Source organism: Xanthomonas sp. WHRI 10204, from assembly GCF_040202875.1.
Taxonomy (GTDB): domain Bacteria; phylum Pseudomonadota; class Gammaproteobacteria; order Xanthomonadales; family Xanthomonadaceae; genus Xanthomonas.
Map to the genome: position 1 here is coordinate 1,311,894 of NZ_JBEGDW010000001.1, position 15,398 is coordinate 1,327,291.

The following is a 15,398-nucleotide window of genomic DNA, read 5'->3' on the forward strand; positions in this document are numbered from 1 at the left end:
GTCGATAGCCAGCTGAGTTTCTTTGCGGTGACAACGCGGATCAGCGTTCGCGCATGCAAACGCCCAGCCGAAGCTGGGCGTTGCGGTAGAAAAGCCCAGCCCGTTGCCAGGCTGGGGAAACGACGCTGACGGGAGAGTGCGTCAGTAGTCGTACGCCACCGAGAACATCGCGTAGCGTGGCTGGGTGAAGAACGCGCCCATACCGTAGGTGTTGGATAGCGTGAACGCGCTGTCTTCCCAGGTGGAATCGACCTGCAGCGGTTTACGCTCGTTGAAGATGTTGAAGGCCTGCAGCGTCATGGAGAGCTTGTTGTCGGCGAACGCGGGGCGATAGGTCAGGCCCAGGTCGACGATCTTTGTCCAGGGCAGGCGACCTGCGTCGCCCGGGCGCGAGGGTTGGCCGTTGCAGGTGTGGTACGCGGAGCCATAACCCACCGGATCGCCGGCATCGGAATCCTCGCTGATGCCGTTGATGCTCACGTAGCCAAGACAGGATTTCGGCGTACCGGACAGCACGCGGATGTTGCCCGCAATCAGCCATTCGGGCGCGATCTGGTAGGAACCGTAAATCTTGATCTGATGGCGGCGATCATTGGCCAGGTAGCCGCCCGAGTACCACATCAGCGCAGCGGCATCCCAATCCTGGGTCTTGGAGACATCGGTCTGGCCGATGTCGGATTTGATCTGCCCTTCGGTATTGCCGAAGTTGCGCGACCAGGTGTAATCGATGCGGCCTTCCCACTTGCCGTCGAACGGATGTTGCAGGAACAGGTCCACCGCCAGATAGGTGCGCTTGGCCTTCTTGTCGAAGCCCCAGTCCGACGGCGACATCGACACCGATGTACGGCCGGAGCCATCCAGGTTGGCTAGGCTGAAGGAATTGGTTTCGCCGGGATTGAAGATGATGCAGCCGGGCACATTGACGGTGCTGGGATCCACGCCGATCGCGGTCAACTTGGTGCGCATCCGATCCGCATCGCAGACGTCGTCGATGGTGGCGCCCAGCGAGCGGTAAGTGGCCTTGGCACCAGTCACCCAGTTCTCGCCAAGCGTCTTGTCGAAGCCGAGCATGAACTCGTCCTGGTACATCGACTTCAGATCGGTGGCGGCGATACCGGCGGCATCCGGTGCCTGGCCGCATTCCAGATTGGAGGAGACGACATTGCCCGAACAGGAGAATCCGGCGGATGGATCGACCGCGACCGGCGTCAGCCCGGTCGGGCTGCCCTGCGCATCGATGCCGGTGTAGGTGAAGTATTCGCGCGTAAACGTGGACGGCGATGCGCCACGGATGGCCACGCTGTTAGGCAACGCCAGGTAGTAGCGACCGGCGTTGCCGTAGACCTTGAGCGAGGAGTCGCCGAACACGTCCCAGCTCAGCCCAAAGCGCGGCGCCCACTGATCGCCACTGGTCACGTAGGGCACACCCGCGTCGTTGAAGTTGGTGAACTTGTCGTTGCGGATACCCAGCGTCAGCAGCAGCTTGTCGTTGACCTGCCATTTGTCTTCGAGGAAGTAGGCTTTTTGCTCGACGGACATACTGGTCGCGGTATTGAACACGGAGCGATAGGCGTAGTAGCCATTGCCACCGGCCGGACCCACGCCCAGCGCAGCGCTGATGGGCGAGGCGGGGCGCGAAGAGCGTCCATAGATCCAGCGGAAGCCCGGGCCGGTGGTGATGACACCTTCGTTGTTGGCATTGAAATACATGTTGTCCACACCTGCAGTGAGGGTGTGGCTGCCCAACACATATTCCAGGTCGATGCGCAGACCGCGCGTCTTGTTTTCGCCATCGCGCGCCTGGCTGGAGGTCTGGTTGTTGCGGATCTCGCTGCCACCGGTGATGGCCGGATCCTGCAGATTGGTGTTGGTCAGCAGCGGTGCGGTGCTGGGGTTGTTGCGGAAATCGGTCTGACGGCTCTTGCCGTAGGTGGCGCTCAAGGTGAGATCGTCGGTGATGTAGCTGGTGTACTTGCCGATGTAATAGCGGTCGTTGACCTTGACCGTATCGGCGAATGCGCCGTTGGCGTCGCCGTTGAGGCCCTGGTATCCGTTGAAATCGCTGTAAGCACCGCCATCGCGCGAATTATTCTTGACGCCGGTCAGTTCGAGGATGTTGCTGTCGTTGATGTTCCAGTCGATCTTTGCGTAGACCTTCGGCTCATCGGTGCGGTAGTTGTTGCGGCCGATCACCGGGTCGTCCCTGCGTGCGGTGGAAACGCCTTCGGTGCGTTCCTGCTCTGCGGCGACAAAGACGAACAGGCGGTCTTCGATCAGCGGGCCGCCGCCATAAACGCTATAGACCGTATTCCAAAAGGTGTCGTCCTTTCGGCTACGGTAAAGAGTGCCGGGCAGGCTGTCGTCGCTGTATTCATAGCCGGCAGGTGGGGCTGTATTCGGGAAGAAGACATTTTTGTTGTCGCTGGACAGCGACTTCGGACGCCATAGCACTTGCGCGCCGAAATGCCATTCGTTGGTGCCGCGCTTGCCGAGCTGGCTGAGGACGCCGCCTGCGGAGCGGCCGTAACGCGCGCTGTAACCGCCGGTATAGGTTTCCTGCTGGTCGATCGCGCCGAACGGCAAGGTGACGCCGCCGATGTTGGAGAGCGGATTGGAGCTGAGGTAGCCGTTGAGGTAATAGGCATTTTCGGTGACGCCCGCACCGCCGAAGGAAATGGCGTTGCCGAAATAGCCGCTGCCTTGCACGGCTCCTGGTGACAAAAGCGCAATCGCCTCACCCGAGCGCGCCAGCGGCAAACGCTGCAGCTGCTCGGCAGTAATCACCGTGCGCGAGGCGGTGGCGGAGACATCCACCGGTGAGATGTTCTTGCCGGTCACCGTGATGGTGCCCAGGTTGGTGGCCTCGGACGAGGTATTGCTGGCGAACGACACATCGGTGCCCGCGCCGACGCGCAGGGCAATGTTCTTGCGTGTCTCGACGGCCTGTCCGTCGCGTTGCAAGGTGACCGTGTAGGTGCCGACGGGAAGATTGCCGATGGCGTATCGCCCGTTCGCGTCGACGGTCGCTGTCCGGGCAAAACCGGTATCGCTTTGTGCAGTGATGGTTGCACCAGCAGCAGCGGGCGCGCTCCCGTAGATGCCGGCGGTGGTGCTCTGCGCAGCGGCAGTGCCGGACGTCAGCACGCCGACCGCGCCGCTCAACGCAAGCGCGAGCACGCTGATGCGGGCATGGCGTGCGCGCGATGGTGGATGGAAGCTGCGCTTCGAGGCAGGGTGGCCGGTCATCATCTCTCTCCAGAGGAGCGCCATCACGAATATGACGGTGCGCTGACAACCGATGCTAGAGCGCTGTAGCGCTTGCTTAAAGAATAATTTCTCTAAATTTCATGTTTTTTTAAGCACAAACCTTAAAAATCGCCTATTCACATTGATAATGTGTGACCTTGGGCACTTGAAAGTTACCTATTTCAAGTTTTAAGTGAAACTTGCGTCCTGTTATTGCGCTCCGATTTCGCGCTTCCGTTTGGAGAAGCCTGGCAACCGCGTTCCAGAAACGACACTGCCCTCCGAAGAGGGCAGTGGGGTAACAAGTTTGGGGCCGAGATCCGCTTCTTCAGCGCCCCAATTCGAATGTCGCCTCTAGCGTAATCGACAGCGTGCTTTCGCCGGGCGCCACCTGGGTATCCATCTCGGCCTTGGCCGAGCGCATCGAGGCGGCCATCATCATCGGGCGCACCACGCCGCCGCCGCTGCGGCCTTCGGAGATGCTGACGATGCGGCGCACCTTCAGTCCCAGCGATTTTGCGTAGGTCTCTGCGCGGGCTTGGGCTTTTTTGAGTGCGGCCACGCGGGCTTCGTCGTAGGCCTCCTCGGGCTGGTCGACGGAGAAGCTGGGGCCGTTGATGTCGTTGGCACCCTGGGCGACCAGCGTGTCGAGCACCTTGCCGAGCTTGGAGATGTCTCGCACCTTCAGGCTGACGGTGTTGCTGGCCTGATAGCCGATGATCTTCGGCGCTTCGTTTTCCTTGTAGGTGTATTGCGGGCTCAGGTTGATGCCGCTGGTCTGCACGTCCTTGTCGGCGATGCCGGCGGCCTTCACGGCAGCCATGACCTTGCTCATCTGTTCGGCGTTCTGGCGCATGGCGGCGTTGCTGTCGGCAGCCTGGGTGACCACGCCTGCAGACAGGGTGGCGATATCCGGCACGCGCTTGGCTTCCGCTTCCGCCGACACGTTGAGCAGGGTGCCGTCGTTGGGGATGGTGTAGTTCGACGCGGATTGGGCGTGTGCGGTCATGGCGGTTCCGGCAGCGATGGACAGGGCCAGCAACAACGGCTTGAGGGTGGTACGCATGAGATCTCCTTGTCTGTAGTGCGAGCGTGTTGGGAGGTCGATGAATATGTTGTGAGTCGAACGCCGCCGCGCAACCGCCGCGCGGGTGCGAAGTCAGCGGGCGAGCACGGCCAACAGGTATGCTGGGCGGATGCTCTATCTCGCCTCCCGTTCGCCACGCCGACAAGAACTGCTGCAACGCCTGGATGTGCCGTTCCAGACCCTGGAACTGGACGTGCCCGAGCTGCGCGCGCGCGCCGAATCGCCCGAACAGTATGTGCAGCGGGTTGCGCTGGACAAGGCGCGCGCCGGCCTTGCGCAGGTGCAGGCACGCGACCCCGATGCGATCGTGCTGGGCTCGGATACCGAAGTGGTGCTGGGCGAGCGTGTGTTCGGCAAACCGGTCGATGTCGACGATGCGATCGCGATGCTGCGTGTGTTGTCAGGTCGCACCCACCAGGTACTCACGGCGGTGGTTCTAGTCTGTGCACAGCGCGCTCCGGCGCAGGCATTGGTGGTGTCGGAGGTGACCTTCGACACGCTCGATGACGTGCAGATCGCTGCCTATGCCGCCTGTGGCGAGCCCATGGGCAAGGCCGGTGCCTATGCGATCCAGGGGCGAGCAGAACGTTTTATCAGCCATTTGTCCGGTAGCTATTCCGGCGTGATGGGATTGCCGCTGCATCACACCTCGCAGTTGCTCACAGCCTTCGGAGCACATTGATGTCGGAAGAGATTTTGGTCAACGTCACTCCGCGCGAAACCCGCGTGGCGGTGATCGAGAACGGCATGCTGCAGGAGCTGCATATCGAGCGCGGTTGGCGCCGGGGCGTGGTCGGCAACATCTACAAGGGCAAGGTGCAGCGGGTGATGCCCGGCATGCAGGCGGCGTTCGTCGAAGTCGGGCTGGAGCGCGCGGCGTTTCTGCACGCCAACGACGTGGTGCGCCCGGCACCGGCACCGGCCAGCGTGGTCGATACCGAAGAAACCCCGATCCCGCCACCGCCGGCAGCGTCCGTCCCGATTGTCGAGCTGCTACGCGACGGCCAGGACATCGTGGTACAGGTGGTCAAGGACCCGATCGGCACCAAGGGCGCCCGACTGACCACACAGATCAGCATTCCCTCGCGCTACCTGGTGCTGCTGCCGCAATCCAAGATCGTCGGGGTGTCGGCGCGGATCGAAGACGAGGCCGAGCGCCTGCGTCTGAAGACCATCGTCAGCGAGGTCTCGGCTCAGCACGGCGGCTTCGGCTACATCATCCGCACCAATGCCGAAGGCCAGCCGGCCGAGGCGCTGGCCGAGGACATCGCCTACCTGTCGCGGGTCTGGAACGTGGTCGAGCGGCGCGGCCGCGAAGCGCCGCCGTGCAGCATCATCTATGAAGACCTGAGTCTGCCGCTGCGTGCGGTGCGCGACCTGATCCGCAAGGATGTGGAAAAGGTCAAGGTTGATTCCAACGAGACCTTCGTGCAATTGCAGGCGTTTGTGGCCAAGTACATGCCGGTGCTGGCCGAGCGGCTGGAGCTGTATACCGGCGACCGGCCGATCTTCGACCTGTACGGGGTCGAGGACGAGATCGGGCGCGCGTTGAACAAGCAGGTGCCGCTCAAGTCCGGTGGCTATCTGGTGATCGACCAGACCGAAGCGATGACCACCATCGACGTCAACACCGGTTCGTTCGTGGGGCAGCGCAATCTCGAAGAAACCGTGTTCCGCACCAATCTGGAGGCGGCGCAGGCGGTGGCGCGGCAGCTGCGGCTGCGCAACCTGGGCGGCATCATCATCATCGACTTCATCGATATGGACGATCCCGAGCACCGTCGCCAGGTGCTGCGTACGCTGGAAAAGGCGCTGGCCCGCGACCACGCCAAGACCACGGTGTACGAGTTCTCGCCGCTGGGTCTGGTGGAAATGACCCGCAAGCGCACCGTCGAAAGCCTGGAGCGGCAGTTGTCGGAAACCTGCGGCCAGTGCGGCGGGCGCGGCACCATCAAGACCGCCGAAACGGTGACTTACGAGATCTTCCGCGAGATCACCCGTGCAGTGCGCCAGTTCGATGCCGCGCGGCTGCTGGTGATCGCCTCCTCGAAGGTGGTCGCGCGCATCACCGACGAAGAATCCGCAGCGGTAGCCGAGTTGGAAGAATTCCTGGGCAAGAGCATCCGCTTCCAGTCAGACGACCAGTATCTGCAGGAGCAGTTCGACGTGGTGTTGCTGTGAGGCGGGGAATGGAGAGTCGGGAATCGGGAATGGGGGTGGAGCGAAAGCCACTCTTGGGGACGCGACTGACATCTTTTTTAGAATGGTGCCGCGCGCGAACAGATGATCGTGCGCTCGGCGCGATGCGCGCTCTTACGATTCCCGATTCCCGATTCCCCACTCCCCGCGTCTAATGCCCACCCCGCTGCGCCGCCGTCTGCGTCTGTTCCGCCGCTATGCGATCACTGCCTGCGCGCTTGCGCTGGTGGTGGTCGCGTTGCTGGTGGGCGCGGCCAGCCAGGCGTTGCCGTTGGCCGAGGAGCATCCGCAGCAGATCGCCGACTGGTTGAGCCAGCGCGCCGGGCAGCAGATCGCGTTCGATCATCTGGAGACCGAGTGGACCCGGCGCGGCCCGCTGCTGCGGCTGGACGGCCTGCGGATCGGTCCGCAGGGCGAGGTGCGCGTGGGCCAGGCGGAGATCCTGCTAGCGATGTATGCCGGGTTGTTGCCTGGGCACTCGTTGACCGAAGTACGCCTGCGTGGGTTGGCGCTGACCTTGCAACGCAGCGACGACGGCGTGTGGTCGGTGCAGGGCCTGCCGAGCGGAAAGGGTGCCGACCCGCTGGATGCACTGCGTCGGCTTGGCGAGATCCAGTTGGCCGAGGCTCGCCTGAAGGTGAACGCGCCATCGATCGGCCTGGATACCGTCTTGCCGCGGATCGACCTGCGCCTGCGCGTGAGCGGTTCGACGGTCAGGGTGGGCAGCCGCAGCTGGATCGATCTCACGCGTGCGCCGCTGACCGCGGTGCTGGAGTTCGACCGTGACAGCGGCGACGGCAGCGCGTATGCGCAGGCCGAGCCGGTCGATCTGGCGGCCTGGGCATCGCTGCTGCAGGTCGGCGGCATGCGCGTGGAAGGCGGCGGTGGGCGTTTGCAGGCCTGGGCGCAGCTGCATGCACGCCGCATTACCGGCGTCACCGTCGATGCCGACCTCACCCAGGTCGCCTTGTCCGGAGCGCCGCTGGCGGACGAGACCGCCAGCCGTACGCTGCGCTGGGAGCGTCTGCAGGCACGTGCGCGCTGGCAGACCATCGATGGCGGTTGGCGGCTGGACGCGCCGTTGCTGCGGCTGGGGCAGGCGGCCACGTTGCAGCATCTGGACGGGCTGAGCATTGCCGGCGGGCGTCGCTATGCGGTAGCCGCCAGACAGGGCGATGTCTCCGGCCTGATTGCCGCCGCCGCATTGAGCGATCAGCTGTCGCCTGCGCTGCGCCGCTGGCTGATCCTGTCCAAACCGCAGCTGCGTGTGGCCGATCTGCAGATCGCCGGCGAGCAGGGCGGCGCCGTGCGTGCGCAGGGGCAGATCGAGGACCTTGGTTTCCTGCCGGTGGGCAATTCGCCGGGGATCAGCGGTTTGCGCGGCCGCGTCGATGGCGACGCGCAGGGTGGCGAGCTGGAAACCGCGCCGGACGCCACGGTGCGCTTCGACTGGCCCACCGGCTTTGGCGTGGTGCATGAAATTCAACTGGCCGGCAAGATCGTCGGCTGGCGCGAAGGAGCGGGTTGGCAGGTCGCCACCCCGGCGCTGCGTGTGCAGGCCAAGGACTACGGCGCCAACCTGCGCGGCGGGCTGTGGTTCCAGAACGACGGCACCCGCCCGCGCCTGCAACTTGCCGCGCAACTGGACGATGTGGCGCTGCCGGTGGCGCGCAAGTTCTGGATCCGCTCGAAGATGAGCAAGGCCGCCATCGACTGGCTGGACATGGCCGTGGCCGGCGGCGTGATCACCGGTGGCACCGGCCTGGTCAGCGGCGATCTGGACCAGTGGCCGTTCGACGACAACGACGGGCGCTTCGAAGCGTTCGGGCAGATCCGCGACGGCGTGATTCGCTTCAACCCGGAGTGGCCGGCGATGGAGCAGGTGCAGGCCGATCTGCGCTTCATCGGCAATGGGTTTTCGTTGCAGGGCAGTGGCGATCTTGCCGGTACCCCGATCGCGCAACTGGACGCGGGCATCCCCAGCTTCAAGACTTCCGAGCTCTACGTGCGCGCCTCCAGCCAGGCCGACGCGGTGCAGTTGCTGGGCATGCTGCGCAAGAGCCCGCTGGAGCGCCGCTACGGCGATACCTTGCGTAACCTCACCGTGTCCGGCCCGGCGGCGGTGAGCTTCGACCTGCTGCGCCCGTTGCGCACCAAGGGCGTGGGCGGGCATCTGCAGGGCACGGTGGCCTTGCAGGGCGCCAAGTTGGCGGACGCGCGCTGGAATCTGGCCTTCGACCAGGTCAGCGGACAGGCCGAGTATCGCGATACCGGGTTTGCGGCCGAGCATCTGAGCGTGCAGCACCAGGGTCGCAGCGGCGAGCTGTCACTGCGCGCCGGTGGCTTTGTGCAGGACCCCAGGCAGGCCTTCGAAGCGCGCCTTGACGCCACCCTGGATGCCAGGGAATTGTTCGACCGCGCCCCGCAGATGGAATGGCTGCGCCCGTATGTACATGGCAGCGCGCCGTGGCAGGTGGGGGTGAATGTGCCGCTGCCGACGCCGGGTCAAGCGGATGCGCAGGCGCTGCTGACGCTGCGCTCGGATCTGGTGGGCACCACGTTGGACCTGCCCGCGCCGCTGGATAAACCGGCCACCCAGGCGCTGGACACGCAGGTCAAGGTGGCCCTGCCGGTTGGCGATGGCGATATCGACGTGGCTTTCGGCAAGCTGGTGGCGCTCAAGGCCAGCAGCCATGGCGAGCAGACCGGCGTGCGCGTGGTCATGGGTACCGACACGGTGACCGAGCGCCCGCCCGCCAACGGGCTGGTAGTGACCGGACGCACCGCCTCGCTGGATGCGATCGACTGGATCAGCCTGGCGCGCGGCAGCAGCGATCAGGACATGCCACCACTGCCGGGCCAGCCGGCAACGCCCAAGAAAGACGCCGTGCCGCTGCAGCAGGTGGACGTGCAGGCAGACAAGCTGCTGATGATCGGCGGGGTGTTTCCGCAGACACGGCTGCGGCTGCGCCCGACCCGCGATGCGGTGGCGGTGACCCTGGATGGCCCTTCGCTGGCCGGTCAACTCACCGTGCCCAACGCCGACGGCGGCATCGTGCAGGGCAAGCTCAACACCGTGCGCTGGCAGCCGGTGGCCGACGCGCCCGAGCCCGCAGCCCCGGAGCCCGGCGATCCGCTGGCCGGTGCCCTGCCGGAACCGGCACGCCGCGCGGTCGCCGAGTTCGACCCGGTCTCCATCCCGCCGCTGGCGCTGGATATCGACGACCTGCGCGTGGGCAAGATGACCCTGGGCGCGGCCATCCTGCGCAGCAGCCGGCTCACCGACGGCATGCAGGTGGATCAGCTGCAACTGCGCTCGGACGACCAGAGCATCGGCCTGACCGGCGCCTGGCGCGGCAAGGGCGATGCCGCCAGCACGCGGCTGTCGGCGCGGGTGGACAGCCGCAACCTCGGCAACCTGTTGCAAAACCTCACCCTGGGCGGCCAGCTGCGCGGCGGCGAAGGCCAGCTGGAACTCAACGCCGGCTGGCAGGGCTCGCCGACCGGTTTTGCGCTCGGCTCGCTGGACGGCAACCTGAAGGTGGATGTCCGCAACGGCCAGCTATTGGAAGTGGACCCGGGCGCCGGCCGCGTGCTGGGCCTGCTCAGCGTGGCGCAGTTGCCGCGTCGGCTGATGTTCGACTTCCGCGATTTCTTCTCCAAGGGCCTGGCCTTCAACACGTTGGACGGCGAGGTGCGCTTCGGCGACGGCTTCGCGCGCACCGACGCCATTCGCATTGCAGGCCCCGCTGCCGAGATCGCCATCCGCGGTCAGACCGATCTGCGCGCGCAGACCTTCGACCAGACCGTGGACGTCAATCCCAAGGCTGGCAACCTGCTGACCGTGGTCGGCGCGGTGGCCGGCGGGCCGGTGGGCGCTGCAGTAGGCGCGGCCGCCAACGCGGTGCTCGGCAAGCCGCTGGGCGCGATCGGCGCCAAAACCTACCACGTCACCGGGCCGTGGAAAGACCCGCAGGTGGACGTGGTCGAGCGCGAAACGCGCGAGCGTGCACCGAGCAAACCTGCGCCCGCCGGCAAGCCCGCTGCGCCGCCGCGCTGACGCACTCAGTCGGCGGCAGTGTCATCGTCGCTGCCGGCACGCGTGAACATCGGCAGGCGCAGTCGCGCGCGGTGGCCCGGCACCACTGGCTGCTCCGGTCCCGCGACGCCGCGGAAGTACCCGCGCTGCCACTTCTCGCGCGCCGCGGCTGATTGCGTATCGGGTAATTCATCGAGAAAGCGCGTGCGGCTGTGCGTCCAGTCGGCATGTTGCTGCGCCAGTTCCGGCGCTTCGGAAAGCGGCATCCACTGCGGCTGCACCTGTTCGATCACCTGCCGCTGCAGCGGGAACAGATGGCAGAACGGCTCACCTGCCTCGAAGCGCACCTTGCCGGGCCGGGTGAAGCGCCAGTTCATGGTGAAGGTGTATGGGCTCCAGTCGGTTTCCACCAGGCCGCTCAACGCGCCGATGCCGTCCTTGGGCCGGTTCAACGGGCCGGTGACGAACAGGTCGACGCCTTCGTCGGTGCGAAACAGGCAGGGCACATGGAAGGTCAGCACGCCGTAGCCGAAGTGGCTGATCGCCGGCGCTGCGTTGCCGGCATCGGTGACGATCCGGAGCGCGTCCAGCCCATCGCGGCCATCCCAACTGGCCTCGAAACCGGACTGGCACAGCAGCTCCCAACCATGCGCGTTCGCAATCGCCAGCGGCAGGCAACGGTACGCATAGCGTTGATCGGTGGCGTCCATCCAGTCGCGCGCATGCGGGGCAGGGCGGATGTCCAGGGTGTGGCCATCCAGAACGTGGGCGATGAGCTTCATGCGCAGGCGATGGTTGCAGGGCGAGCCGGCGATGATAGCCGCGCCACATGTTCAGCCGGACGACTTGTCTCCCCGGCGCGCGGGCCCCATCCTGACCGCATGACCGATAACGCTCTCACTCTGGCCGAAACCCGGCTGCTGCTTCCTTCCGGCCTGGATGCCGGCCATCTGGACCGCACCTTCGGCGCCCTGTTGGGCCCGGGCATCGACTTCGGCGATCTGTATTTCCAGCATTCGCGACGCGAGAGCTGGAGCGTGGAAGACGGCATCGTCAAGGACGGTGCGCATTCCATCGAACAAGGCGTGGGCGTGCGCGCGATTGCCGGCGAAAAAACCGGCTTTGCGTATTCCGACGACATCCAGCGCGAGACCTTGCTGGAAGCGGCGCAGTCGGCACGTGCGATCTCGCGCGACGGCGGCGCGCAATCCACCCGCGCACTGGTGCGTGGCAATGGCCGCGCGTTGTATCCGGCCACCGACCCGATCGACGACATGGACAGCGCCACCAAGGTGGACCTGCTGCGCCGCATCGACCAGTACGTGCGCGCCGCCGATCCGCGCGTCAAACAGGTGATGGTGAGCCTGTCCGGCGGCGTGGACACGGTGCTGATCGCCCGCAGCGATGGCGTGCTGGCGGCCGACGTGCGCCCGCTGGTGCGGTTGAACGTGCAGGTGATCGTCGAACACGGCGGGCGTCGCGAGTCCGGCTATTCCGGCGGCGGCGGTCGTTACGGCTACGCCGAACTGTTTGCCGATGGCCGCCCGGAAGGCTTTGCGCGCGAAGCGCTGCGCCAGGCGCTGGTCAATCTGGATGCGATCCCCGCGCCGGCCGGCGTGATGCCGGTGGTGCTCGGCCCCGGCTGGCCCGGCGTGCTGCTGCACGAGGCGGTCGGCCACGGGCTGGAAGGCGACTTCAATCGCAAGGGCACCAGCGTCTACGCCGGGCGCATGGGCGAGCGCGTTGCCTCGCCGGGCGTGACCATCGTCGATGACGGCACCCTGGACGGACGCCGTGGCTCGCTCAATATCGACGACGAGGGCACGCCGACGCAGTGCACCACGCTGATCGAAGACGGCGTGCTGGTGGGCTACATGCAGGACACCCACAACGCGCGCCTGATGGGCGTGGCGCCCACCGGCAACGGCCGCCGCGAATCGTTTGCGCACCTGACCATGCCGCGCATGACCAACACCTACATGCGCGCCGGCCAGCACGACCCGGAAGAAATGATCCGCTCGGTCAAGAAGGGCATTTACGCGGTGAACTTCGGCGGCGGCCAGGTCGACATCACCAGCGGCAAATACGTGTTCTCGGCCACCGAGGCCTACCTGATCGAAGACGGCAAGGTCACCGCGCCGGTGAAAGGCGCCACCTTGATCGGTAACGGTCCGGAAACCATGCAGAAGGTGCGCATGATCGGCAACGATCTGGCTCTGGACGAAGGCGTGGGCGTGTGCGGCAAGGACGGGCAGAGCGTGCCGGTCGGCGTCGGCCAGCCATCGCTGTTGATCGACGGCATTACGGTCGGCGGAACGCAGGCCTGAGATGCTGGGAATCGGGAATCGGGAATCGGGAATCGCAACGGCAGGGGCGGTTGTCCGCGGGTCTGGCGTTTGCGGGGCTCCGGTTCGGAGTTGGCGTGGATTGGTGCGTCGGGATGGGGGATTCGCAACGGCAGGGGCGCAACGCAGTGCCTCTGGCGGTTGCGATTCGTTGGTTCGCGGGAGGCGATTCGGTAAGCGAGGTTGGACCCTTGCGACGGCGGGTGCGCGACGTCGCGTGTCGGGTGTTTGGGCGTCTTCGGTTCGGACGCAGGCTGTTGAGAGCCGTGCGTCGGGCTGGGCTGGGGCGGAGGCGCTTGCTGTGCGGCTCCGCCTTTACGCCGGTCGATGCCTAGGTGTCGTCTTCCGGGTCCAGATCGTCTTCCAGGTCCGGCTCTTCGCTCTCGATTCCCTGTTCCTGCGACAGGTCGCGCAGCACCTGGAACAGTTCGCGGTAGGCGCGCGGGGGCTTGTTCTTGGCGCGTTCGTGGATCGCGTTGCGCACCAGTTGGCGCAGTTGTTGGCGATCGGCAGCCGGGTAGGCTTCCAGCAGCTCGGCCAGCGCCACGTCGTTCTCGGCCAGCAGGCGCTCGCGCCAGCGCTCGACGCGATGGATCGCCGCCACTTCACGGCGCGCGGTGTCGCTGTTGGCATCCAGCGCATCGCGGATGGCGGCCAGCGTCTCGTCGTCCTCGCGGCGCATGTGCTTGGCCAGAAACGCCAGCTGCCGCTTGTGCGCGATATGCGAGGTGATGCGCTTGCTCTCTTCGATATGCGGGATCAGCGACTCGGGCACCGGCAACTTGGCCAGCTGCGCCGGGGTGAGCGCCACCAGCTTTTCGCCCAGGTCGAAAATTTCCAGCGCCTCGCGCCGTTGCTGGCTGCGGCTGGTGCCACGAAATTCACCGGTATCTTCATCGCGTCCGCGCATTGCCACTACATCCCGAAACTTGGTTAGTTAAATTTCCGGCCACGAACGGCCGGACTCCGGCGGAAGACTCCGCACCACATTCAGACACTGCGGCCATGGATGGCCGAGCTTTCTGCGGACGGATCCGCATCCACATTCAGACAGTCCGGCCATGATGGCCGGGCTTTCGCGGACGGATCCGCATCCAAAGGATAAAGCATTGAACGCACTCTCCTCCGAAACCCGTGTCGCCGACGACAGCCTGCAGCGTCTGGACGCACTCACCGATATCTCGCAACGCCTGCTCGAGCGCGCCCGTGCGGCCGGCGCCACCCAGGCCGAAGTGAGTTGCAGCGAAGAGCGCGGTCTGGACGTCAACGTGCGCCTGGGCGATGTGGAAACGGTCGAATCCACCCGCGACCGCGGCATTGCGGTGACGGTCTACTTCGGCAAGCGCAAGGGCAGTGCCAGCACCGCCGACCTGCAGGATGCCAGCCTGGAATCCACCGTGGCCCAGGCTTGCGCGATTGCGCGTTACACCGAAGACGACCCGGCGTCCGGCCTGGCCGACCCGGAGCTGATGGCGCGCGATTTCCCCGACATGGATAGCTGGCACCCGTGGGCGCTGGACGCCGACACCGCGGTGGATCTGGCGTTGGCCTGCGAGGCCGCCGGCCGCGGTGCGGACGCACGCATCAGTAATTCTGATGGCGCCTCGGCCAGCACCGGGCTCAGCCTGTCGGTGTACGCCAATTCACACGGGTTCATCGGCCGCGAGCGGGGCACCCACCATTCGATCAGCTGCGCGCTGATCGCCGGGCAGGGCGACGGCATGCAGCGCGATGGCTGGTACAGCAGCGCCCTGGCGCGCGAAGACCTGGAAGCGCCAGATGCCATCGGCCGACATGCCGCCGAGCGCACTCTGGCGCGCCTGGCGCCACGTTCGTTGCCCACCGGCCCGCTGCCGGTGCTGTTTGCGCCGGAGGTGGCTCGCTCGCTGGTCGGCCATCTGCTGGGCGCGGTCTCCGGTGGCGCGCTGTACCGCCGCGCCAGCTTCCTGCTTGATAGCGTCGGCACCAAGCTGTTCCCGGACTGGTTCAACATCGAAGAGCTGCCGCATCTGCGCCGCGGGCTGCGCTCGGCCGCCTTCGATGGCGAAGGTGTCGCTACCCGGCAGTCGGCGCTGATCACCGACGGCGTGCTGCAGCGCTATGTGCTGGGCAGCTACTCGGCACGCAAGCTCGGCCTGCAGACCACCGCCAATGCCGGCGGCGTGCACAACCTGCAGGTCACCGCCAACGCGGGCGATCTGGCCGCGATGATCGGCGGCATGTCGCGCGGCCTGCTGGTCACCGAACTGATGGGCAACGGCGTCAACCCGGTGACCGGCGATTACTCGCGCGGTGCCGGCGGCTTCTGGATCGAGAACGGCGCGATTGCTTATCCGGTGGATGGCCTGACCATCGCCGGCAATCTGCGCGACATGTTTGCCGGCATCGAAGCGGTCGGTAGCGACGTCGACCCGCGCTCGCACGTCAAGATCGGCTCGGTGCTGGTCAATCGGATGACCGTGGCGGGCGACAGCTGAGCCGT

9 protein-coding genes are annotated in these 15,398 nt (G+C 65.8%); 5 read left to right on the forward strand and 4 right to left on the reverse strand.

Features of this window, described 5'->3' with window-relative positions:
- Positions 1 to 141 precede the first annotated feature (141 nt).
- Together ABQZ00_RS05720 and ABQZ00_RS05725 are read right to left on the reverse strand one after the other, a co-directional pair.
- Positions 142 to 3,246, reverse strand: coding sequence for a TonB-dependent receptor domain-containing protein (locus ABQZ00_RS05720; protein ID WP_323537382.1), 3,105 nt, complete (start codon positions 3,244 to 3,246; stop codon positions 142 to 144).
- A 328-nt stretch (positions 3,247 to 3,574) separates the two neighbouring features.
- Complete coding sequence (locus ABQZ00_RS05725) at positions 3,575 to 4,312, reverse strand: SIMPL domain-containing protein (protein ID WP_323518378.1); 738 nt, start codon at positions 4,310 to 4,312, stop codon at positions 3,575 to 3,577.
- A 130-nt stretch (positions 4,313 to 4,442) separates the two neighbouring features.
- Here ABQZ00_RS05725 and ABQZ00_RS05730 point away from each other — a divergent pair, with 130 nt between their 5' ends.
- From ABQZ00_RS05730 to ABQZ00_RS05740, 3 genes are all read left to right on the forward strand, one after another.
- Positions 4,443 to 5,015: a Maf-like protein gene (locus ABQZ00_RS05730; protein ID WP_323537381.1), complete on the forward strand. Its 573-nt coding sequence runs from the start codon at positions 4,443 to 4,445 to the stop codon at positions 5,013 to 5,015.
- Positions 5,015 to 6,514 (forward strand): ribonuclease G, encoded by a 1,500-nt coding sequence (gene rng / locus ABQZ00_RS05735; RefSeq protein WP_055849948.1) that lies wholly within the window; start codon positions 5,015 to 5,017, stop codon positions 6,512 to 6,514. Before ABQZ00_RS05730 ends, rng begins: the two co-directional genes overlap by 1 nt.
- Positions 6,515 to 6,686: 172 nt before the next feature.
- On the forward strand, positions 6,687 to 10,592 hold the full coding sequence (locus ABQZ00_RS05740; RefSeq protein ID WP_323537380.1) for a YhdP family protein: 3,906 nt from the start codon (positions 6,687 to 6,689) through the stop codon (positions 10,590 to 10,592).
- Between the two features lie 5 nt (positions 10,593 to 10,597).
- Here ABQZ00_RS05740 and ABQZ00_RS05745 read toward each other — a convergent pair whose 3' ends face one another.
- On the reverse strand, positions 10,598 to 11,353 hold the full coding sequence (locus tag ABQZ00_RS05745) for a DUF6065 family protein (protein ID WP_323537379.1): 756 nt from the start codon (positions 11,351 to 11,353) through the stop codon (positions 10,598 to 10,600).
- Between the two features lie 99 nt (positions 11,354 to 11,452).
- Between ABQZ00_RS05745 and tldD the strand changes: the two genes are divergently transcribed.
- The gene (gene tldD / locus ABQZ00_RS05750; RefSeq protein WP_115513378.1) at positions 11,453 to 12,898 is read left to right on the forward strand and encodes a metalloprotease TldD; all 1,446 of its coding nucleotides are present in this window, start codon (positions 11,453 to 11,455) and stop codon (positions 12,896 to 12,898) included.
- 349 nt (positions 12,899 to 13,247) lie between these two features.
- On the opposite strand, the gene yjgA is transcribed toward tldD, so the two are convergent.
- A complete protein-coding gene (gene yjgA, locus ABQZ00_RS05755; protein ID WP_055849956.1) occupies positions 13,248 to 13,826 on the reverse strand; it encodes a ribosome biogenesis factor YjgA in 579 nt (192 codons plus the stop codon).
- 199 nt (positions 13,827 to 14,025) lie between these two features.
- Here yjgA and pmbA point away from each other — a divergent pair, with 199 nt between their 5' ends.
- Positions 14,026 to 15,393: a metalloprotease PmbA gene (gene pmbA, locus ABQZ00_RS05760; protein WP_323537378.1), complete on the forward strand. Its 1,368-nt coding sequence runs from the start codon at positions 14,026 to 14,028 to the stop codon at positions 15,391 to 15,393.
- The last annotated feature ends 5 nt before the right edge of the window (positions 15,394 to 15,398 follow it).